Source organism: Sphingomonas sp. OV641, from assembly GCF_900109205.1.
In the GTDB taxonomy this organism is placed as follows: domain Bacteria; phylum Pseudomonadota; class Alphaproteobacteria; order Sphingomonadales; family Sphingomonadaceae; genus Sphingomonas.
On sequence record NZ_FNZB01000006.1, the window covers coordinates 1 to 21,403 of the forward strand.

Annotated in this window: 25 protein-coding genes; 2 read left to right on the forward strand and 23 right to left on the reverse strand. The window is 65.9% G+C overall.

Going from position 1 to position 21,403, the window contains the following annotated elements; all coding sequences use genetic code 11:
- The first annotated feature begins 197 nt into the window (after positions 1-197).
- A complete protein-coding gene (locus BMX36_RS18010; RefSeq protein WP_231472265.1) occupies positions 198-566 on the forward strand; it encodes a response regulator in 369 nt (122 codons plus the stop codon).
- Here BMX36_RS18010 and BMX36_RS18015 read toward each other — a convergent pair.
- The 13 genes from BMX36_RS18015 to BMX36_RS21815 form a co-directional block, all read right to left on the reverse strand.
- A complete protein-coding gene (locus tag BMX36_RS18015) occupies positions 551-955 on the reverse strand; it encodes a hypothetical protein (protein ID WP_010409157.1) in 405 nt (134 codons plus the stop codon). The genes BMX36_RS18010 and BMX36_RS18015 overlap by 16 nt on opposite strands.
- A 96-nt stretch (positions 956-1,051) precedes the next feature.
- Complete coding sequence (locus BMX36_RS18020) at positions 1,052-1,543, reverse strand: hypothetical protein (protein ID WP_010409155.1); 492 nt, start codon at positions 1,541-1,543, stop codon at positions 1,052-1,054.
- Entirely contained in the window at positions 1,540-2,037 is a 498-nt protein-coding gene (locus BMX36_RS18025) for a hypothetical protein (RefSeq protein ID WP_010409153.1), read from the reverse strand. The genes BMX36_RS18020 and BMX36_RS18025 overlap by 4 nt, the downstream gene beginning before the upstream one ends.
- The gene (locus BMX36_RS18030) at positions 2,034-3,065 is read right to left on the reverse strand and encodes a nuclease-related domain-containing protein (RefSeq protein WP_241527278.1); all 1,032 of its coding nucleotides are present in this window, start codon (positions 3,063-3,065) and stop codon (positions 2,034-2,036) included. Before BMX36_RS18030 ends, BMX36_RS18025 begins: the two co-directional genes overlap by 4 nt.
- A gap of 119 nt (positions 3,066-3,184) precedes the next feature.
- A complete protein-coding gene (locus BMX36_RS18035) occupies positions 3,185-4,042 on the reverse strand; it encodes a CsgG/HfaB family protein (RefSeq protein WP_010409149.1) in 858 nt (285 codons plus the stop codon).
- Positions 4,035-4,352 carry a hypothetical protein gene (locus tag BMX36_RS18040; RefSeq protein WP_131818623.1) on the reverse strand — a complete coding sequence of 106 codons (318 nt, stop codon included), beginning with the start codon at positions 4,350-4,352 and terminating at the stop codon, positions 4,035-4,037. Before BMX36_RS18040 ends, BMX36_RS18035 begins: the two co-directional genes overlap by 8 nt.
- Before the next feature lie 38 nt (positions 4,353-4,390).
- Positions 4,391-4,600 (reverse strand): hypothetical protein, encoded by a 210-nt coding sequence (locus BMX36_RS18045; RefSeq protein ID WP_010409146.1) that lies wholly within the window; start codon positions 4,598-4,600, stop codon positions 4,391-4,393.
- Between the two features lie 91 nt (positions 4,601-4,691).
- Positions 4,692-5,453, reverse strand: a complete 762-nt coding sequence (locus tag BMX36_RS18050; RefSeq protein ID WP_010409145.1) for a hypothetical protein — start codon at positions 5,451-5,453, stop codon at positions 4,692-4,694.
- On the reverse strand, positions 5,440-6,171 hold the full coding sequence (locus tag BMX36_RS18055) for a type IV secretion protein (protein ID WP_035386407.1): 732 nt from the start codon (positions 6,169-6,171) through the stop codon (positions 5,440-5,442). Before BMX36_RS18055 ends, BMX36_RS18050 begins: the two co-directional genes overlap by 14 nt.
- 312 nt (positions 6,172-6,483) lie before the next feature.
- The gene (locus tag BMX36_RS18065; RefSeq protein WP_093067852.1) at positions 6,484-6,720 is read right to left on the reverse strand and encodes a hypothetical protein; all 237 of its coding nucleotides are present in this window, start codon (positions 6,718-6,720) and stop codon (positions 6,484-6,486) included.
- 2 nt (positions 6,721-6,722) lie between these two features.
- On the reverse strand, positions 6,723-9,797 hold the full coding sequence (gene mobF, locus BMX36_RS18070) for a MobF family relaxase (RefSeq protein WP_093067854.1): 3,075 nt from the start codon (positions 9,795-9,797) through the stop codon (positions 6,723-6,725).
- 3 nt (positions 9,798-9,800) lie between these two features.
- Entirely contained in the window at positions 9,801-12,320 is a 2,520-nt protein-coding gene (locus tag BMX36_RS18075) for a type IV secretion system DNA-binding domain-containing protein (RefSeq protein ID WP_093067857.1), read from the reverse strand.
- Positions 12,313-12,486 (reverse strand): hypothetical protein, encoded by a 174-nt coding sequence (locus tag BMX36_RS21815; protein ID WP_154651477.1) that lies wholly within the window; start codon positions 12,484-12,486, stop codon positions 12,313-12,315. Before BMX36_RS21815 ends, BMX36_RS18075 begins: the two co-directional genes overlap by 8 nt.
- A gap of 635 nt (positions 12,487-13,121) precedes the next feature.
- Between BMX36_RS21815 and BMX36_RS18080 the strand changes: the two genes are divergently transcribed.
- On the forward strand, positions 13,122-13,340 hold the full coding sequence (locus tag BMX36_RS18080; protein ID WP_010409132.1) for a hypothetical protein: 219 nt from the start codon (positions 13,122-13,124) through the stop codon (positions 13,338-13,340).
- Positions 13,341-13,520: 180 nt separating this feature from the next.
- Here BMX36_RS18080 and BMX36_RS18085 read toward each other — a convergent pair whose 3' ends face one another.
- The 10 genes from BMX36_RS18085 to BMX36_RS18130 all read right to left on the reverse strand — a co-directional run bounded on the left by BMX36_RS18085 (position 13,521) and on the right by BMX36_RS18130 (position 21,313).
- On the reverse strand, positions 13,521-14,075 hold the full coding sequence (locus tag BMX36_RS18085; RefSeq protein ID WP_010409130.1) for a hypothetical protein: 555 nt from the start codon (positions 14,073-14,075) through the stop codon (positions 13,521-13,523).
- A gap of 73 nt (positions 14,076-14,148) precedes the next feature.
- On the reverse strand, positions 14,149-14,751 hold the full coding sequence (locus tag BMX36_RS21415; RefSeq protein ID WP_143058616.1) for a hypothetical protein: 603 nt from the start codon (positions 14,749-14,751) through the stop codon (positions 14,149-14,151).
- Positions 14,752-15,192: 441 nt separating this feature from the next.
- Positions 15,193-16,185, reverse strand: coding sequence for an SLOG family protein (locus BMX36_RS18095; RefSeq protein WP_037494485.1), 993 nt, complete (start codon positions 16,183-16,185; stop codon positions 15,193-15,195).
- Between the two features lie 589 nt (positions 16,186-16,774).
- The gene (locus tag BMX36_RS18100; protein ID WP_010409122.1) at positions 16,775-17,197 is read right to left on the reverse strand and encodes a hypothetical protein; all 423 of its coding nucleotides are present in this window, start codon (positions 17,195-17,197) and stop codon (positions 16,775-16,777) included.
- A 138-nt stretch (positions 17,198-17,335) separates the two neighbouring features.
- Positions 17,336-17,674, reverse strand: coding sequence for a single-stranded DNA-binding protein (locus BMX36_RS18105; protein WP_010409121.1), 339 nt, complete (start codon positions 17,672-17,674; stop codon positions 17,336-17,338).
- Positions 17,675-18,364: 690 nt separating this feature from the next.
- The gene (locus BMX36_RS18110) at positions 18,365-18,622 is read right to left on the reverse strand and encodes a hypothetical protein (RefSeq protein WP_010409119.1); all 258 of its coding nucleotides are present in this window, start codon (positions 18,620-18,622) and stop codon (positions 18,365-18,367) included.
- 136 nt (positions 18,623-18,758) lie between these two features.
- Positions 18,759-19,025 carry a type II toxin-antitoxin system Phd/YefM family antitoxin gene (locus BMX36_RS18115; protein WP_010409116.1) on the reverse strand — a complete coding sequence of 89 codons (267 nt, stop codon included), beginning with the start codon at positions 19,023-19,025 and terminating at the stop codon, positions 18,759-18,761.
- 268 nt (positions 19,026-19,293) lie between these two features.
- Complete coding sequence (locus BMX36_RS18120) at positions 19,294-19,770, reverse strand: DUF736 domain-containing protein (RefSeq protein ID WP_024310589.1); 477 nt, start codon at positions 19,768-19,770, stop codon at positions 19,294-19,296.
- A 187-nt stretch (positions 19,771-19,957) separates the two neighbouring features.
- Positions 19,958-20,416 (reverse strand): hypothetical protein, encoded by a 459-nt coding sequence (locus tag BMX36_RS18125; protein ID WP_093067859.1) that lies wholly within the window; start codon positions 20,414-20,416, stop codon positions 19,958-19,960.
- 321 nt (positions 20,417-20,737) lie between these two features.
- The gene (locus BMX36_RS18130) at positions 20,738-21,313 is read right to left on the reverse strand and encodes a DUF736 domain-containing protein (RefSeq protein ID WP_322788197.1); all 576 of its coding nucleotides are present in this window, start codon (positions 21,311-21,313) and stop codon (positions 20,738-20,740) included.
- Positions 21,314-21,403 lie beyond the last annotated feature (90 nt).

Consider the following 21,403-nt stretch of genomic DNA (forward strand, 5'->3'; position numbering starts at 1 on the left):
GCCAACCAACGATGAGCCGGTGGGAAAATGCGCCGACCACACGCGAGTTGGCCAGGATGATGTCCGCGATGATCGACATCTACTGCGCCAGTTACGATTGCAAGCGCCTACAGATACAGGCGGTTGTAGAGGTGATGAACACTTCGACCGTACCTTTCGCGCTCGCGGTCGATGACGTCCCGATCATCCTGATGGACATGACGCTGATCCTGGAGGACGCCGGCTTTCGCTGTCATGAGGCGATGGACGGCGATACCGCGATCGTGCTGCTGGAGGAGCAGGCCGACAACACCATCCTGCTGTTCTCCGATGTCGAGATGCCGGGATCGATCAACGGCTTTGCGCTGGCGCGTCATGTCGCACAGCACTGGCCCTGGATCGAGATCGTGATCGCCAGCGGCAATATCCGTCCCAATCCGGGTGACATGCCCGAGAAGGCGACGTTCATCCCGAAGCCCTTCTCGGCTGCGATCGTCCACGAGCACCTCCGCAGGACGCTGCCTGACGGCAAGAAGCCCGCGCCGCTGAAGAATGCGGTGACGACGCCGGTTCAGCCGGGAGCCTGAGCCACCCCTGCCGAGGCGAGCAACTGCGCGTCGGTCGCGTCGCGGTTGTCGATCCACCATTTGGCGTCCGCGATGCCGAGCAGCGCCGCGCCGGTTTCGACGCTATCGAGAGGTTGATCCTTGCGCAGCAAGGCGATCCGTTTCGCGCGAATGGTCGTTGCCCAGCTGACCTGTCGTTCCGAGCCGTTGAGCGGCGCCAGCGACAGATGGGCAACGGCTTGTTGCGAGGCCGCGGCGTCGCGCTCGTTCTCTTCCTGGCGCTGCTTGCGGTAGCACGCGCCGCAGACCGTCGTGCGCAGCCAGGTGGCCTTGCGCTCCTGCTGCGACGCGAACCCGGCAATGAAATGGGTTTGCTCATGGCCGCAGGTGTGGGTGATGCGATGGTCCATGACGTTCAGCCTGTCATATGGGCCGGATTTGTTCCAGCGGGATTGAGTCGAGCCGTTCGGTTCCGGCGACCGATGCTCGCGGCATGAAGATGGCGATCACGACCCGAGTGGGCTGCTCATCACCAGCACGGTCGCGCGCGCGATCGGCGCCGGCGCTACGCCGGCTCTGAAGGGGGCGACCGCCCCCCACCGCAGCGACTTGGCGACGGGGCGATAGCTGACCGGATGGATGCCATCCCGGCTCGGTTGCGCCCGCAGCGGGATGACGGTGTCGCCGAAACGTGCCGCGATCGACGTGACAATGGATGACGCGCGCAGGTCGTAGGGGGCAAGCCAGGCCACCTTGACGGCGGTGGTTCGCCGCCTGAGCGCAAGAAGGTTGGTTGGGAGCGCCGGACTGGCGGCATCGTTCGACCCGAGTGCGATGAGGGCGACGGTGGCGGCCGAAGCGCCCCTCACCCGCCGCTCGATCTCGGCCGAACCGGCACCCACGCGCGCATGAACCTCGCAGCGTATGCCCTGTGCTGCCAATGCCTGCGCCGTGCCGACCGCGGTGCTGTCGCCCAGGATCAGGCAGAAGGGAATCATGGCCGACCAGCCTGATGGGCAAGCGGTTTTCGTGGAGTGGTCATGTCGCCGTAGGCAAGTAGCCCGAAGATGGCGACAGCACAGCCGGCGATGCCGAACGCTGCGCGTGCCAGCCCGATCAGCCGCGCCTTGCGACCCTTGCGAAGGTGGTTCCACCCTCGATCGAGCGAGGTACGCCAGGACAGCCAGCCATCGCCGATATCGCTCGCGCCGAACATCGCGATGGGGATCGCGACGGCCAGCATGATATGCCGGATGTCGGCGCGGGCGATCACGATGGCGAGAAAGGTCGCGACCAGAATGAACAGCGCGATGGCGTTGATGACGCTGTAGAGCGGGCGCAGCCGAAAGATCCGACGCGAGGGCGCAGCGAGGTAGCGCACGATCGGACGGCGGCAGGTGTCGCAGACCAGCATGTGCTGCCCCAGCGGCCAGCGGCGCATCGCCTCATGGCAATACGGGCATTCGGGCCGGGGCAGGCTGATCATATTCATGCGACGTGGCCGACCCTGATCGCATCGGGAAGTGCAGCCCGGATCACGTCGGCGACGTCGGGCACGCAGATCCAGTTGGAGAATCTCGGGTTCCAGATCGCCTTGCCCTTGCACAACGCGGAAAGAACCTCCCTGCCGATCTCATCGTCGCGCGCGGCCCTGAATGCGATGCGGCCATCTGGCAGTGTCCGCTCGACGATCCCGGCGCATACCTCGATAGGTGCGCCCGCCTTGACGGGAACCGCCTTGGCAGGGGGCGATACCTCCAAAACGGTGCATTCAACCGCTACCGATGTGGAGGGACTTTGCGCCGGATGAACAGTGACAGGCTCTGCCTCGACGTACGGCGGCAATTCCGGCACAGACGCGGCCTGGACGATGGGCATGTTGATCGGCCCAGACGGGTCGCCGGTATGAGACGTATCGGCGGCGTCCGTGCTGTCAGGAACGATGCCGAGGCGGGTATAGATATCGCCCTCCTGGACATGGTCGGCGATGAGCTGGTCGGCGATCTCGACCATCTGCGCGGCGGTGACGCCGGTCGAAAACATTCGTCCCAGGGGCGATGACCCGCCGAACGGCACCCAGGCTTTGTAAAGGTTGTCGCATTTGTAGATCGGCTCGTCGCTGCCGATTTTGGAACGGTCGATCATCGCGGTGGGCGGAACGGACACGAATACGCCGACCTCCGCGAACGCCCTGTCATGCCCTTTTCGCTTCAGCCACGCCTGCAGCACCTTGCGTTGTCGTTTGGCCTGTTCGACCGGATTGGGGATGTTCTGCGGCTGACGTTGCGAGCGATACCAGACCATCCATTCGCCATGCTCGTTCTTCGAGATCCGGCCAGAGTAGTTCTTGGATTCGAAGATCGAGGCGGTGCGCGACGCCCGCGACAGCAGGATATGATCGAACTGCGCGAACCCGCCCTGCCCGTCCGGCAGGCGCAGATCGTGGATAAGCAGGTTGCGGTCGTTGTCAGGCCCGAATTGGTGATCGAGCATATAGGCGGTCTCGCGCTCGCCCCGCATCCCCTGGCGATGGTTCCGCACCGTCGATCGCACGCGCTCGGGGAGAGCCGCGAACTCGTCGGACGCCATCACTTCGTCGGCAAATGCGATCTCGGCCGCGCGGGTCGATTTCTTGCGGATCATCGTTTCGGCGTTCCCGGATTTGGCTGCGGCAGCGGTTGAACCGCCTGCGCCGGTAGCGGCGCGGAGGCGGGAGGCACCATTGCGGGCGGCTTGGCCGGCACCAGCCTCGCCTCGAGCCGTGGCCGTGCATCCTCGATCAGCTTGCGGAACGCATCGAGCGTCGCCAGCGTGGTGATCTTGCCGATGTCGGTCGAGGCGTAGCTTCCACCGAGCGCACCCACGCCAAGGCCGAGCAACAGCCCACCGCCCACGACGCCGATATCCTTCTTGCGCGCCGACCCGCTGGCGACCGCTTCCTGGATGCCGGTGTTCACGTCGACCAGCGTCATCAGCACCTGGCTTTCGAGTGTCTTCGACTTGAGCCCGACCGCCCCGCCGAACACACCGCCGACCCCGCCCCCGCTCTCACGCGACTTGGCGTCGGAATAGACCACCTTCACCTCGATCAGATAATCCGCCTTGGTGACAGGCCGGGTTGTGGCAGTCCCGCCATTGATCGCGCGTTCGCGTTCGAGCGCGCTGAACGCCTCGCCGCGATCGGCGACGCGGAAGCAATTGGATCGCGCGATCATCAGCTTGACCAGTGGCAGCGCGTCGACGCGCGCGGTCGAACCGCCGTTCTGCATCTCCGCCATGCGCATGAGCGCCTGCAGTTGCGGCGACAGGCCATCGGCCGGGTTGGCGGCCTTCTCCTCAACCAGCGCGGCAACGCCGAGCGGCACCTGGCATTGCGGCACGGCGGTCGTCTCGTCGACGCCGGTGCCGCCCTGCCCCAGCTTCTGGGCGTGGGCCATTGAAGGTGTGACGGCCGCGAGCGCGGCCGTCACGACGAGCATGCGGGTGCGATCAAGCACCGGCGCCCGCCTTCTTCGCATGCGCTGCGGGATCGCAGATCCCGGCACGCTCCTCGTCCGCCGCAACTTTCTTCGCGGCTTCGTCACAGTCCTTGCAGTCGGGACAGTCCGCGCAGTCCTTGCATTTGCCGTTGTGAAGCGCGTGCGCGCGATAGCGCGCCTTCTTCGCCTCGACCTCGCGCGCGGCATCGGTGCCGGCATGACTTCCGGCGAAGCTCGCCATCGCGAGCAGGACCGGCGCCGACGACTGCGCGCTGGCGGCCGACGGCAAGGCCACGGAGAGGGCGGCAAGCCCCAGCGCGGCGATCATCTTCAGTTTCATCGTGTGTACTCCTTCCCTGGCCGTTTTCAGAAGAAACCGTTGCGTCGGCCGTCGCGACGGTCATCGTGGCGGGCGCTGCTGTCGCCCAGCGCCGAGCGCCGGACCTCCAGCTCAACCCCGTCCCCCTTGCGGCGAATGCGGACATCCTGCGGGGCGATGTTGTTGCGCTTCGCCCAGCGGTCTGCGTCGGCATCCGAGCCGAACTCGCCCATTTCCTCGAAATCCCAGTTGCTCATGTCTCCTGTCCCGGTTGATCGCCGTGCCGGCGCGCGGGGGCCGGTCCTGGCGGTGCGATGCGAAATCCCCGCGCGTGGATGAAGGACAGTGTCACTGGATCGAGGCCGGTTTGGCGGCGATGCGCCGGACCACGAGATTGCTGTCGGCCCCCAGACGAAGATCGAGCGTGTGCCCGACCCGTCGCGTGAACAGCATCACGCCGGCAACCTCGTCGTGCAGCGTGCCCTTGCCGAAGAAGGTCCGAGAATCTGCCCATTCGCGGCCGTGGATGAAGCGGACGCGATATTGGCCGAGCGGGGCTGGCACGGTGACACGCTCGAAGGCGCGGACATAGACCGACAGCCGGTTCTTCGCCGTCGCCGGATCGAGCAGCTGGACGATGCTATTGTCTGCCGCACCCTGAATGGTCAGGTGGCTTCTGACGGTTCGCAGGTCGACGCTGGAGGAGACGGCGACCGTTCCCGATTCCGGAAAACCGGTGTTCGTCCCCACGATTGACGCGAACAGGCTGGAGGTTGCGCGCTTGATCTGGCCCTGCCCGGCCCAGGCCGCAAGGACCAGTGCGATGGCAACACCGACGCCCAGCGCCTGCCAGTAAGGGGCCGGCGTGAAGCGCGGGCGGGGCCGCCATCGACCGCGCTGATAATCGTGGCCCCTGTTCCTGGCTTCGAACCACGACCCTTTCGATCCGCCAGATATCCAGCTCGCGCTCCCCAGCGGCACCGATTTCCTGAACCCGAAGCGGTTCAGCTCGACCCGTGCCTTGCGATCGTTCCATTGCGTCGCACCGGGATCGAGCCCCTGCCGCTTGCGGTAGCGATCGCGCATATAGTCGCGATCATCGATGCCCATCGACCACCTCCATCGACTGCGAGGGGAGAGCCAGGGGAAACACGTCCATTCTGGACAGCATCGCGTGATCGCGCAGCGAGGCCTCGACGGCGACAACCTCGCTCGAAGTCAGTCCAGGTTCGCGTCGTACGAACAGGATGGTCGACGCCGATCCTGCCAGCCAGCGCGCGATGGAGATCCTGGGCATCAGCCGGTCGTGGTCGGCGAAAGCGTGGGTCGCTCGTCGCACGCCGGCCAGCACGGTCATTCCCCAACGCAGGGCGTGACCGTTTCCAGAATCGTGTCCCGCCGCCTCTGCGACGGCTTCCGGCGGGAGATCCCGTATCAGATCGCGGACGGCCGAAAGGGTCGCACCAGGTTCATCGCCGGCATGCTGGATCGCGCGGAGCAGCACATAGCGCGAAGCGCAGGTGTAGCCCGAGCAAACGTCAGGATCGTCGGGAAGGAACGCTTCGATCGCGGACGAGCGTGCATAGTCGCTCGGATGGTCTGCGAAGAAGTCCCAGTTGCCGCGCGCGGGGTCGATCAGCTGGTCGCGGACCTGGTCGGCGAGTTCGGCGATCGCGTCGCCATCGCCGAATACCGCGAGCCGGCCCCCGTCACCGGCGCGGACCGCTTCAAGCGCCGCTGCCGTCAGATCCGCGGTTTCGGCGATCGTGAGGGTCGCGTGCGTCGGCTCGGGTTGGCGCCGGAAGCGAAAAGGGAAACTACCGTCCACCGGGCGTACCTTGGGTTGCGGGCGGAACGAAAATTCCACCATCGGTGTGAAGCGACGCGCTGACGATTCCGCATCCGACCGCCCAGGCGAAGGTGAAAGCCGCCACCGCGGCCGCCAGGAGTCCCGCCTGACGCAACCGGCGCGTCAGCGGGACGATCATGCGTGGTGCGGTTGACCGTGGCTCCACGGGCTTCCTGCGGGCCTGATGGCCATACTCGGCCGTTCCCTCGATCGCGTCGCAGGGCGGCGTGTCGAGCCGCGAGGTCCGACCGATGCGGGGAGGCCCGTGCATATAGTCGCGGTCGGCGAGGCTCATCGTGCTGGCTCGGACCGGACCCGGAGGGCACGCAGCGCGCGGGTGAGCGGCAGGAGTAAGACGTAGGTCAGGCCGAAAATCGCGGCCATCGCAAGCGTTTCGCCGCCCCAGTCGAGCGCATCGTCGCGCCGCGCGAGCTGGCTGCATTGCGTGAGCGTATGAGTGTCGAGGTCGCAGGCGTGCCAGTGCTTGGTGGCGATCACCTGGTCCCAGGTCGGTGATGATGTGGTCATGCTCATAGCTCCAGTCCGATGTCCTTTTCGGGGTAGGGAAGTTCAGGCCCTTTGGGCTCGACCGGGACGCTGAACCGGGAGAGGTCGAGCGAGGGATCGGTGCGGATGTCGATTTTCCCGCGCGGCTCGGATCGGTCCGTACTGGGGGTGGCTTCGCCGCCAGTCTTCTCGGGTGCGCGATCGAGGTCGGGCGGCAGGGTCGGATTGAAGGTCTCGCCCGCGCCGGCTTTCGTGGCTGCGCCGGCAGCGCCGCGATCGGGGTCGATCGACAGCGCGCCGGTGGTCTCGAGCGCCGAGGTCTTGTTGCCCTCGTTGCGCTCGATCGCGGCGGTCAGCTTCTCGCGGTCGTCGGTGAACAGCTGGATGTCGTCGCGGACGCGCGTGACGGTGACGTTGAACAGCCGCTGGTTGGAGAGGTTCGATTCCCTGTGGCTCATCACCGCGATCGCGGTGTCGGTGGTGATGCCCTGCGCCGCGTGCATGTTGAGCGCGTAGGCGAGGCTGATCCGCTCCATCATCGGATCGCCCGCCTTCAGCTCGTGGAGGGTGCCGTCGCTCGCCTCCACCTTGATCCCCGACGGGTCGGCCGAGACGACGCGGGCGATATCGTTGTTGTTGAGGCCGCGGTCCTTGTCGTTCTGGGTCCAGCGGATCTTGTCGCCCTCATGCAGCTTGATCTGCTCGCGCTGGGCGAGCTGCATCGCGTCGGTCTTGTCGACCGGCGATATCTTCTGCGGATCGAAGGTCCGTACCCGGTTGCCGATCTGGACCTGAACGCGCCCCTTCGCGTCGACGCCGAGCACGTCATAGGTGCCGGGGCTGAGGCCGAGCTCGCGCATGGCATGGCGCAGGTCGATCACCTGGCCGGGCTTATAGGTATGCGCGTAGCGGAGTTCCTCGCGCGTGACGTTGACCTTGTCGAGGACCGGGGTGACGACGCCGTCCCCTTTCAACGTGCCCTCCGCGGCGAGGCCGTCCTGGATGCGCACGTTGAGCTCTGCGCGCGCGACGCGGCCCGACGAGAACATCGCGGTGGTCTCGCGCTGTTCGGGGGTTAGGCCCAGCCAGTGTTCGGCCGCGGCCTTCACATGCTCGGGGTTGGCGGTGACCTTGTCGCCGAGCATCGCCATCGCCTCGCGCACCTCGCCGCGGTTGGTCAGCGCGGCGACGGTGCGCAGCTGCTCGGTGCGCTGGCGCAGATTCTCGTCCATCCGCGCCAGCGTGATCCCGCCGGCCTGCGCGAGCGCGAACGCCTTGCCGGCGTCGACCGCGGTGATCTGCTGGCGATCGCCGATCATCAGGAAGCGATCGACGCCGAGCGCATTGGCGATGCCGACCAGGTGCTTCATCTGCTCCGAGCCGACCATCGAGGCTTCGTCGAGGATGAGCGTGGTGCCGGCGAGCGCGTCTCGCGCGCCGTCATAGCCCGCGCCCTTCCCAGCGAGCGCGTGGCGGGCATAGCTGTGGACGAACGAGGACACGGTGCGGCTCTCGATGCCGGCTTCGGCGCCGAGACGATCGGCGGTCGCCTTCATGAGCGCGAGACCGACCACCTTGCCGCCTTCCTGCTCGACATTGCGCGCGACGCTCGCCAGCATGGTCGACTTGCCGGCGCCCGAGACGCCCTGGACCGCGACGATGCGATCGGCGGAAGTGAGCGCCATCGTCGCGGCCGCCATCTGCCCTGCATTGAGTTCCTTGTCGCCCGATGCGGCGTTGATCCGCTCGATAACGGTGTCGGCGGAGACGATCACCCGCCCCTCCCCCTTGCCGCGCTCGATCTCTGCAAGGATGCCGCGCTCCGTCGCGAGCGCCTCGGGCGTCGTGACATGGGTGACGACGCTGTCGATCCGGTCATCCTTGCCCGGAATCAGCTTCTCGTTGCGGATGAGCTCGGAGACGCGCGCGTCGACATGCGCGGCGGTGACACCCTTCAGCCCGAGGTCGAGCGCGGTCCTGGTGATGTCCGGCACCGCGAACGCGGCTTCGCGTTGGGCATGGATGCGGATCGCGGAGGCGACGGCGTGCTGGGCGCGCAGATCCACCGGCGCGATGCGCAGCCGGTCGAGGCCGCTGGCGACGAGCGGATCGGCGGGTCGGAATAACTCGCCCAGGCTTTCGCGGAGATTGGCCAGGACGTCACCGAGGCGCTCCATCGGTCGTGGCTGGGCATCGAGGCCGCTGGCGCCAGCACGCTCGCGCGCGGCATCGACCAGCGCCTTGCCGTCGAACCCGAGCGCGGCCGCCCGGTCGCGCCACTTCTGACGCAGGGCATCGCGATCCTCGACGTCCAGCTTGGCGTCGCGGGTATTGTTGGTCACCTTGCGCAACGCCTCGGCGGAGGTGACACCGAGTTCGCCGGCTTTCGCCAGGATATCGGCGCGCCGCTGGCTGAAGGTGTCGATCACCTGCTTGGGCACGCCGGCGATCTCGAACTGGCCGTGCTTGCCGGTGACGCTGGTCTCGTAGCCGATCTTCGCCAGCTCGGCGCGAAACTGCGCGTGGTAGGCCGCGCCGATGGTCGTGTTGTTCTTCCACAGCTGCTGGTTGTGGAGCGCCTGCCATGCCCCGTTCGCCATCTTGGTCATGTTGGCGATCAGGACATGGATGTGGCCCTGTGGATCGAGCGCGCGACTCGTGTCGTGCTGGAACAGCGCATAGACGAGGTTGCCGGTTCGCACCGCATCCCCTGACCTGGACTGATCGTAGGTGCGGCCTTCGGCGAAGGTCTTCTCGACCCATCCCATCGTCGCCTTTACGGCGTTCATATGCGCGGTGAGGACACGGGTGTCGCCAGCGACATAGGCCATTACGCTGGCGGACTTCGGCATCGAGAAGGTCAGGTCGACACCGAGCCTGCGACCCTCGACCTGCCCGACCTTTTCGCCATCGGGCATCTCGCCGTTGAGGATCTTCTCGAAGTCTTCCTTGGTCACCTCGCCCTTGAGGCCAAGGTCGGCCGCGCCCACCCCGCCCCAGGCGGTCGCCTCGGACGAATGCTCGGCGGTGTAGTAATCGTCCTTGGCGAAATACTGCGCCGCGCCGGAGGCGGACTTGACGGAAGCGACCGACAGCATCGGCTACATCCCCATGTCCATGTCGTCATCGATCTCCGGCGAATGATCCGGGCCGTGATGACGATGGTGGTGATCGGGGTCGCGCTGCGTCGCAAACCCATCGCGCAATTCGCGGGTCGCCTGGTCCTCGTGGCGATCGGCATCACCGCGATCGGACCGGCTTTCCGGGGCATGGCGTGACGCCTCGCCGCGCGTCGGATCCACCCCGCTCTGCGGACCCGCACGGTTCTCGATCAGGGACATGCCCATGCCGCCGAGTTGGGCATCCAGACTGGATGAACCTCCCGTCACAGGCTTGGAAGGTTCGCCCCCGACCCTCGTTGCGGCATCCGACGCGCGGACGGCATCGACGCCGGTCGGGCTGCTGGCGACGCCCTTGCCGGTTATCTGATCGATCACCACCGGCAGCGACCCGGTGACCTCCATCGCCGCAGCCGCCTTTTCAGCCTCGCTACGCGGCTTCTCGGGCTGCGAGGCGGTCAGGTCCGGCTCTTGCCTTTCCTTCGCCTCCACGCCCCCCACAGGCCGTGTGGGGGTATGCTCGCGGCCACCCTCACCCCCCTCATCCGCGCCATTGTTCCGGGTGTTCTGACGACGCCGGTCTTCCGGCGAGACGTATTCGGTAGGCTTGAAGTTCTTGCGGGGCACCGCCCCCGGCGCGACCTCGGCATAGGAGCGGTATTTGAGTTCGATCCGCGCAGCAGGAAATCCATCGGGAAACTTCACGAAGCCGTGGAGCGACGGCAGGTTGTTGATGTCGTCGGGGATGACCAGCGGCTCGATCGCCGTGCGAGGCGTGAGGGTCGAGGCGTCGCGGGTGTTGTTGTAGCCGTAGCTGTAGGCCTCATCCATCTGGCGGACCTCGCGGCTGCCGATGAACTCGGAGCACTTTTCGGCTGTGGTTCGATCGGCGGTGGCGAGGATCAGCTTGGTGCGCGCAAGTCCGGTGAGCGCGGTCGCGTTCTGCAAGCCATAGGTCGCGACCAGCTTGTCGAACGAGTGGATCCCAAGGACGAACGCACCGCCGAAGTTGCGGGCCGACTGGAGGCCATGCTCGATACCAGGAAGCGCGTGAAGCGCATGGACTTCGTCAAACAGATACCAGGTCCGCAGGTCACGGGTCTTGGGCAGGCGCATGAGGTTGTTGACGGCCAGATCGATCCACAGCGTGAACAGACCGCGGGTCATCTCGAGGTCGTTGTACGAGCCGGTGATGAACATGATCGAGCCGTCGCGATTGTCGGTCGCGATCCAGTCGCGGATCGAGAAGGCGGGCGGGCCGCCCGGGACAGGGTCCGGCATGAAGCGTAGCGCCTGTCCGTTGACGTTCAGAACCGAGCGGATCGATTCCGCCATGCGGGCGGCTTTCTCGGTCGTCAGCGGGGCGGCGATGGTGTCATCGAGCTTGGCGTTGATCGACTTCAGATCGGCCTGCATCAGGTGGTGCGCGATCGCGGCGTTGTTCGCCTCACCCATCTCTTGAAGCTTCAGGCACATCTCGATGAAGAGCATCCGCGCGGCGTTCTGCCAGAACGGTTCCTTGTCGTCGGGATGCGAGGGAATGAGGGCCGATGCGGCCGAAACGAAGTCGGCATAGTTGCGGCATTCGTCGAACAGCGTCCACGGCGCGCAACGCTCGTCCATAGGGTTGAGAATGACGTCCGTTTCTGGGTTGTAGAACGTCTCCACGAACACGCCGGTCAGGTCAAAGATGACCGCGCGATGACCGCGCGCGCGAAGCTGCGAGACGTGGCTGCGCAGCTGGGTCGTCTTGCCGGTGCCGGTGGTGCCGATGAGCATGGTATGGCTCTGTTCGAGCCGCCACGGATAGGGGATGCCGGCGATCGTGTATGGAACGTGGATGCCCCGGTCGATCCGATCGAGGATCGGAGCCTTGGCGACGAGTTCGGGGACGTACGGCGGATCGTGTTCGGCGCACTCGGTGCGGAACTTGCGCCGGTTGTGGCCGCTGACAGTTTTGACGAGCACGTCACGCTCGACCAACAGGGCGCCGCGGTTGTGGCGTTCCTGGAGCATGTCGCTGCCGCGCTTGTTTGCCCACATGATGAACCACATGATGATCGGTGCTGCGATGAAGGCCGACATGACGAGTGTCGTCAGGAAGATCTTGACCGTCTTCGCCCAGGCATGAACGACATGGGGTTCGTAGGGGACGTAGCCGATCGGAACCTTGGTCACGATGCCGTTTCGCAAGGTCAGGTTGATGAGGTGGAATTTGTCCCCGCCGACCCACGTCCAGATGGCGGAATAGAGCTTCATCAGGTCGAGCTGGAACTCATGCTCGGCGAGGCCCAGCCAGACGAAGATATTGAACAGGACGATGAACGTCCCCAGCCATATCCAGATGGGCACCTGGAGGCCCGCCCAGGTCATCTTGTACTGACTGGCGAGAAGCTGCGAACCGCGGGTGAAATTGCCCGAGTTGCGGGTGATTCGCCCCCGCGCGGAATGGTGCTTTACGGTCGCCGCCTGACCGTTGAACCGGATGTCGCCGCTACGCATGGAACGTCGCCAGGCGCTCCTTCGCGGCTTCGCGAAGCTGGGGTACGACGTCGCCGTGATCGCGTGTGATAATCACGTCGATCGCCGCCTGCATGTACTCGAGAACGAGGACCGCACGGGTGATGTTGAAAGTATGCTCGGCCTCAGCGAAACGGATACCGAACATAAGCGCAGTGCGCGCGGCCTCAGACCGGGAGCACGACCGTTTCGCGGCTACACGATCAAGTGCCGCAATCTCTTCAGACGAAAGTCTGAAGGCTATCGTCGAGTTAGACATTCACCACCCACTTGAAAGTGGCTGGTGGGGTTTTCGGAGAGTGGAAAATACTACAGCCTGGTCCCGAGGTATAGAGTGAAAACGCATTCACTCTGCAAACAGGGATTTTCGCGCGTTCTCAAGCGCTTAGGGGAGAACCACCAAGGCGTTTGCAGGGGCAAACATGTTTGCCCCTGCAAACACCGGCAATTACAGACACTTAACCTGCGGCGTGCCGCGTACGGTGTGCAAATCCTTAGGGACTGTCGCGGTGGTGGTGGCATCATGGCTGGATGTCCGATCATTGGACTGGGTTCCGGGAGAGTAAGCGCCGCAGGCAGGCGACCACCGGACTGGACCGAAGGGTATTGGGCGGAGCAATCCCGCCCCACGACGGACCTGGCCGAAGGGCAGTGTCCGTCGCCTCATGCTGGTCCGGTAAAGCCGGACCAGCGAGCGATTATGAGTGTCGCTATTGTGCCGGTGGAGCGGTGCTGGCATCGTGGGAAATGGAGGCCGATCCACGATCAGAAAAGGCAGGTCATATGGCACGGAGTATCGAGCAGGAACGGGCACAGCTTGAGGCGGACGAACAGCGGCTCAACGAACGCCGCAAGCAACTGGCCGATCGTGAGCGTTCGGAGCTGCTGAAGGAGGTGGAACGGTCGGGGTTGATGAAGGCCGATCCTGCCCAGTTCAGCGCGATCATTGGAGCGATCAAGAAACTCGGGATCGCCGAGACCGTGAAGCGCCTGACCGCGTAAGCGGGTCAGCGCGAAAGCGGGCTCAAGCCCATCATGCAAATAGAAGGGGAGCTGCCGTTAGGCGCTCCCCTTTTCAATGCTTGGGCCGAGTTGGCGAAGCTTCGGTCCATTCAGGCATAAGAATGGGGAGCATCGAGGCGAAGCCCGATGCTCCCCGACGCGATGGCGACTGGAGGGAGGCTATCCCCAGACCATGCGTATCCCTTCACTGGTGTCGGCCTGAGCAGCGAGGGTGTCGAAGCGTTCGAGGTAACGACCATCGAGGCGACCAAGGTCGCGGCGAACATAGGGCTGGCCGAGTGTTTCGCGTAGTTGCCCGATGGGCATGCTGCCGCAATTATCGTCCGAAAGTCGTAGCGCGTCGAGGACGTGGAAGGCGTTGCCGTTCGCGAGATTGATCTCCGCTGCGCCGTCCGGGGTGCTGGCGACGCGCATCGTGATCGTGCGGGTCGCGTCATCGTGCCAGAAGCGCACGTTGAGGCCACGGAACTGGGCTTCCTCGACCACGGCGATGACACCCACATCGTGATCGAAGATCGCGCAGATCGACGCGAGCGACCAGGGGCAGACGCGAGCTTCGAACGAGCACGACACGAGCGGGTCATCATCCTCGTCTTCGAGCAGCTGGCCACGTTCGCGGGCGAAGGCGCGGAACGCGGCAAGCTGGCGGGCGGTGATGACGGCGGGCGCGGCGTCGGCTTTGCGATCGACGCTGAGGAAGAAGGTGATCGACATGGTCTGTCTCCCATTGGAACCATCATCTCCGGTTCCCCTCCCCCTTCCGATCCGTCAGGATCGGCATGGTCGATCATCCTGCCACGGGGTCGGTCCGCAGGACCGGGTGCCCGAGCGATGCGTAGCTGGTGCTCGCAATGCGCAGGCATTGCGGCACCGCGAGCGAGCCGGGCTTCGGTCGGACCGCGCCGGTCGATGCGTAGCGAGCGCGACACGCGGAGGCGTGGCCGCGATGCGAGCGAGACGGGCGCGGTCGATAAGCTAGCGCGATCGCCACCGCGATGCGTAGCGAACCGGCGATCCGAAGGGATCGCCGTGAAGCGAGCGAGCCGTGCCGGTCAGCTCCTGCGCGATGGCATCGGCACGGTGCGATGCGCAGCGGCAGCGCAGGCGATGCGACGGCATCGCCGCGCCCGCCAGCGAGCCGTGCCGATGCGGCAAGCGACATGCCGGGTGAGACGCGCCGGTCGATGCGTAGCGAGCGCGACATGCGCAGGCGTGGCCGCGATGCGAGCGAGACGGCGTGGCCGATCAATGGGTGCGATCGGCACGGCGCGATGCGCAGCGGCAGTGCAGGCGATGCGACGGCATCGCCGCGCCCGCCAGCGAGCCGTGCTGATGCCGCAAGCGTGACGCCGGTTGAACCGCGCCGGTCGATGCGTAGCGAGCGTGACACGCGCAGGCGTGGCCGCGATGCGAGCGAGACGGCGCGGTCGATAAGCCAACGCGATCGGCACGGCGATGCGTAGCGAACCGGCGATCCGAAGGGATCGCCGTGAAGCAAGCGAGGCGTGCCGATTGGTGTTCAACGACGATCGCCAGTCGTATCGGCCGAGGCGTAGCGCGCTGGTCATCGCATTCAGCGATGACCGCAAAGCGAGCGAGGCGATGCGACGGGTGTCGGTATCGACCCCGGCACCGGCGAGGCGTAGCTGGCAGTGGCAATGCGACGGCATTGCCCTGCCGCGAGCGAGCCGTGCCGAGCGGGCAACGTGGCGTGATCGACCGATAGGTCAGTCCCACGCGGCGCGATGGGGCTCGATGCCCCGGAGCGCCGCCCAGGGCGACGTAAAAAAGGGGAAGGACTCCGGTTGCCCGGAGCCCTTCCGTGGGTGCGTCAGGCGCGGCGGCTGCGCTGGCTCGGCTGCACCGGTGCCTGTCCGTCCTTGCGGAAGACGTGGAGCGGTACGCCGGCGGTACGCAACTTGCGAGCGAAGTCGATCTGGACGCCCGATCCTTCGCAGACGATCGCTTCGACGGGACGCAGCGAGGCGATGCGGTCGTTGCGGAGGAACCCGCCCCGGTTGCCGTGGCGCTTGTCGAGGAACATGCGCACCAGCTTGACCTCGCGCGAGGCCGCCCACGACGCTGCGATGGCGTCGGCACCCTTGTTCATGGCGGTGGTCATCAGGACCATCGACGGGATGCGACGCTTGATCTGGTCGAGGCGTTCGAAGAGCTGCTCGTGGTCGTGCCATTCCATGCCGCCCGAGAAGGCGACAATCGGGCCGCTCGGGTTGTGCTCGTCCCGACGCTTTGCCGCGCGTGCCGCCAGATAGTCGGCACCGTCGATCATCGAGGCGGTCAGCTTGGACGACACCCTGCTGCCGCGGACGGTCGAGAAGGGCCGTCCGGTCTCGACGCGATACACGTTCCCGGCGTGGTCCCGCATGCAGCGCATCGCCTCGGCGCAATTCTCGAGGGTCTGGCAGAGCAGCTGGGTCTCTTCGAGCTCCACCGCGTAGATCTCCGAGGGGTCGTAGCTGCGCACCAGGTCGCCAAGTTTCTTGGCGGCGTCATCCTCACGGCCCTCGATGCGCTTGGCCACCATGTGGAAGCTGTTGACGAAGCCCCATGCGAGGTCGGCGGCGAACTCCTCCATGCGAGTGTCGCGGAACACGTCGAACATCGTCGCCAGCATCTGCTCGACGGCGTGTGCGGCCTGCTCCGGGTCGGGCATGTCCAGCTTCTCGGCTTCGCTGACGATGGAAAGCTTCGCCATCTCGCTCGCCTCGATGAACGCCCCCTGATAGGTCTCGGTGGTGTGCTCGTCGGCGCGGCGCTCGTTGATCGCGCGGCCCATGTCGTTGAAGTTGCTGTACTTGGTCATGATAGCCTCCATGAGTTGAAAATCTCACCTTCTCTCGGTGAGGAATCTCATCCGGCATGCGGCGGTCAGGGCGGTCAGGGACGTTAACCGGGAAGCCGCGGCCCGCAGGGTCGCGGACCCCGGTTAACGCTCGCGCGCGGGGGAGCCGATTTTCTCGTGCCCTGGAGGCGGAGCGAAGCGGAGACGGAAGGGTGCGTGAAAATTGGGGGGACCGCGCGTCCTTGACGGCCCGCCAACCCCGCATGCCAGACTTCCTCATCACAGAGAGAGAAAATATTATGTTGTGGTGGGCACGCCGGGTCGGACCGAGCACGGGCGGCGGTGATGCGCCGGCACGGCGCAGCGCCGTAGAGGCAGCGCCAGTGAGCCCGAGAGGGCGAACCAGCTGCCGTCGCCCGCGCGCAGGACGCCCGGCGCCGGCATAGGGATCGTCACCCGCAGGGCGGAGACCCCGCCAGGGGGCTCCGTGAGGCCCGCCAGGGCCGAATAGAGCCCGGTGCCGCCCACAAGGCGGGACGCCCCGCCCTGCTCTCCTACGACGCTCTCGCAGCCATCACAGCAGGCACAGCAGCACAGCAGCACAGCAGGATCAGTCCCAATCATACTGACCGCCGTCATCCCCGATATCATAATCCGGCATTTCCTGGATTCCCGGATCATCCGGGTCGCGGTTGGCATCGGCGTCATCGCCGTGCGGGTCGGTGATTTCCGGCTCGACCGCGCTGTCATCGTCTAGCCAGCAGGAACGCGGACACTGGAGCAGCTGGTGACCACGATGGACGAAGGGCTGGCCGTTCATCAGGATGGGTCGCTCGGCGAGACGCCGGCAGGGTTCATTGCGACGGTTGCGGAAGCCGCACGGCACCGCCAGCGGGGCGAGCGCGACGGCATTGCCGTCGTGGTCGCCGCCGGCGGGTGCCGGCTCGTCGACCCGAGCGACCGGGTCCGGTGCCGCAGGTATCGGCTCGGGCGCGAACGGGTCGCCGTCGAACATGTCGCGCTGGACGGTCATGGTGCCGGACCTTTCAGGTGAGCGCGCGCTGGCGCAAGGCCGCGGTGCGAAGCACCGTGGGCGAGGCGTCCTGCGCGGGCGATGATGAAGCATGCGCGAAGGGCGACGCCCGCAGGCGCCGCCCGGTTCGCTGGCCGGTCAGTAGAACTCGGCGCGATCGGCGATGATCTCGCAGCCGTAGCGGTCGTTGCCGTCGCTGTCCTGCCAGCGGGTGTAGTGCAGGCGTCCCTCGATGGCGATGAGGTCGCCCTTCTTGCGGTTGCCGGCGATCGCCTTGGCGAGGCCGTTGAAGCAGGTGACCTTGTGGTATTCGGTCTCCTTGACGGTGAAGCCGTCGTCGCCTTTGTAGGTGTGGCCGTCCTTGTTGAGCTTCGGGCGATCGGTCGCCACGAAGATGGTCGCGACGCTGGTGGCGCGATTGACTTCGCGCAGTTCGGGGGTGCGGGTCAGGCGGCCGACGAGGTTCACGTTGTTCATGGCATTGCCTCCTTGGGTTGGTCGGCGGTCCGTCCGCCGGTGTCACCTGAAGGGCGTCGCGGTTCGGGGCGTCGCACCGGAGGGCGAGCTGGGCCGGCGCGCAGGCGGCGGGCCTGGTCGACCGGAGGGGAACCCCTTTTGCAGGGGTGGTGCGGGCAGCCGCGCGAAGCGCGGCAACACGGCCCTGCCAAAGGGGTTGCGAGGCCCCGGGGCGCGGCGCAGGTGACACGAAACGGCGGATGGGCCGTCGATCAGCCCAAGGTTCCCGCAGGCATTGCCATGGACAAACCTCGTGAACCGCTCATGTCGGTCGCCTGACCCGTACCCCCGAACGACCCGGCGCGAAGGCAGGCGTGCCGCCAGCGTCGCTCGCTGACCGACGTGGTGCCGCTCCGAAGCTCGACAAGGACGGCCGCGCCCGGGCGACGACGCACCGGCAAGGAGACCGGATGCCGCAAGGTCGCCCGACGGCCGACCCTCGCCAGGGCGATCGCCGGCAACCGCATCGGACCTGGGCGTCCTCATCGCCATCGGGGTTAAACGCCTGCCGATACCCGCTGGCAGGACAGCGACGGCTTTACGCGCCGCCCGGCTGCGAGATCATCGCCGATTGTGATGATCTATCCGTCCGGTCAGCGAATCGGGCGGCGTCTGCGGGCGTCGTCCTTCGGGTTGGCGAGGATCGATCGCCTACTCGGTTCGCCGGGTGGGGGTGATCCGATGCTCGACGATCAGCGCCGCGACACGTTGTACGATGCGGCTCGGCACCTCGGCGATGATGGTGCTACCGTCGTTACCGGCGCGAACGTCGGGTCCGACCCATGCGAAATCGTTCACGTCGTCCCACACGATGCGTGATCGGTCATCGAGGCCGAAGGCCTCAATGAATCGCGGCGGCAGAGGGACGGATGCAGCCGGTGAATAATCGCGCGTCGTCAGTGGCACCATCAGGACACGGAGCCTTCCGGCTGAGCGATAGCTGCCAACCACCATGCAGGGGCGGAGTTTCGAGCCGTCCTCGTCGCCCCGGTTATGTTCATGCCGCCAGAGGTAGAAATACCAGATCAGGTCACCGGCTTGCGGTTCAATCGACGTACTGATCGTTCTGGACGGACCCGGCGCTGGGCGTCGCGGTCCTGATGGCGTGGATGGCTTCATCGCTCAACTCCTGCGGCGAGAGCGCGAGGTGATCGAGGCGGGACAAGCGTTCGAACTCGGAGGCGGGTAGCATGACCACGCGGGCAGCGCCGTTGCGCTCGATCGCGATCGGATGCGTCATCGCCTCGTCGTAATAGAAGCCGAACCGCTTCGACACGTCGGTCGATCTGGCCTTTTCGATTGTAGGGGTCATGGTTTCCCTCATCTTTCGTTACGCGGCCGGGGATCGATTAAGCCCTGCGTCCGTCCAGGATGGGACCCTCATCTGGTCCTGCCAATGTTGTAACGGCCATCTTTCTGTTACATGGGAATCCGTATCTTCCGTAAAACGGAAGATAATCCGTACACCACGGACCGCGCGGCTGCAACAGGCACTAACGGCAACAGGGACCGCTTCGGCGATGAAGCGATCCCCGTCGAGGTGGCGATACGGGCGACGCGTCAGCGCCGCCCGATGCCGGTCAGACCCTCTCGTCGACCGGCGCGGTGCTGGCACCCAGCCCGTCTCCGGTGTCATCGCCTGCGCCCGAGGTCGCCACGTCACGGCCATCGGCGGTGAAAGGCAGCGCGGGTTCGCCATCGTCCGCCTTGACCCCGAGCGCGGCACCGACGTCGCGGCGCTTCTGGGCGCGCTGCCACACGACGTTGTACGAGCCGTCGTCCTGGCGGAAGGCCGAGACCTGGAGCGGCGCGGCGAGCGACGGATCGTCGATGCGGCCGTTGAGGAACGCCTCGCCGGTGTTGTTGGAGGTGAGTTCGAAGAACGCCCCGACCTGCACCCACGTCCGGCCCGGGGTGAGCGCATGGATCTCGTAGCGCGGGGCGCGCGGATTGGACGACTGGACCGGCTTCAGCGCGATCGTCATCGCGACCGCGAGGGTGGAAATGCGGCCCATGAAGATGCCCGCGTCGTTCTGCTTGATCTGACCGATGTTCATGACGTGTCTCCTGATGTCGTGCTGGACCCCATGTCCTCGACACCGATCTTCAATCCTCCTCCCCTCCCCGGCCCTTCGGCCGGGCAGGGCGCGATGAGCGCCCCTCACCGACCGCGTTCTTCACGCGGACGGTGGTGCGTGCGGGACGCGGATCGGGCTAGGTCAGGAGGATGCGCCGATGGCGCTGTTAGCTATCGGTCTCAGGCTTTCCCGGGACGATGGAGAGCGCAGGCGGTTTGAAGCCACCCAACCGGAAGTGCTCACCGATCGCGGCGAGGTCACCTAGAGCATTGTATTCCTGAAGCGTCAGCACGACGCTTTCGTTGTCGTCGGCCGAGAATATCGCGCGCGGACCATGACCTGGCCAGACCCGAACTTCGGGCGAGAACGACCCGGGCGAGCCTCCCGACCACGTCCTGAACGGAAGGTCGTTGGTGCAGCAGAAGTCCTCGATATCCTCGATATTGCCGTCCTGGACCTCGTGAGCATGGAGGCGCAGGGGTTCGCCGGATGTAACGGATTCAAGCGGTTCTCCCCCCCATTCGGTCGAGAGGCCGTAGAAATCGGCGAGTTTGTACAGTTCGGGCAGTCGATCGGCGGGAAGTTTCCCTCCGATCGTAATGGAGACGGAAACGCGGTCGGCCATGTCGGGACCTCGGGATGAAGTGGACGAGCCGGTCCCGCGAGCGGTGTCATCACCATTCGCCCGGCTATCCATTCAGCACCCCCTTCCCTTGAGCGTGGCCCAGGTTCGAACTGCGATAACCTGTGCTTATAGGGCGATAAAGCGAAGGAATAGCTAAATTATCGATCCGATACGGTGTTGAATCGGGACTGGAGCCCATGAAGCAAAAAAAGGGCGACGCCGTGTGCCGGCGTCGCCCCGAGTTTCGGCGTGCGGGAGCGAAAGGGGGCGCGCCCGTGCGCCATGCGGTGCCGTGAGGGAGTGCACGGCACCGGGGGTGGATCAGGCGTCCTCGGCGACGCGCTGGCGGCGACCGCGGCCCTTGCCGACCGGCTCCTCGACCGGGGCGGTGGTTTCGCCCAGTCCGGTGTCGGTGGCGGCCGCATCGGGGCCGGGACCGTTGTCGACCGGGCCGCCATCGGCGCCGAACGGCGGCGACAGATCGTCATCCGCCTTGACGCCGAGCGCGGCACCGACGTCGCGGCGCTTCTGGGCGCGCTGCCAGACGACGTTGTACGAGCCGTCGTCCTGGCGGAAGGCCGAGACCTGCAGCGGCGCGGCGAGCGACGGATCGTCGATGCGACCGTTGAGGAACGCCTCGCCGGTGTTGTTCGAGGTGAGTTCGAAGAACGCCCCGACCTGCACCCACGTCCGGCCCGGGGTGAGCGCGTGGATCTCGTAGCGCGGCGCGCGCGGGTTGGACGACTGGACGGGCTTCAGTGCGATCGTCATCGCGACGGCGAGTGTGGAAATGCGGCCCATGAAAATGCCCGCGTCGTTCTGCTTGATCTGACCGATGTTCATCGTAACGTCTCCTGATGTCGTGCTGGACCCGATGTCCTCGACACCGATCTTCAATCCTCCTCCCCTCCCCGGCCCTTCGGCCGGGCAGGGCGCGATGAGCGCCCCTCACCGACCGCGTCTTCACGCGGACGGTGGATCGTGCGG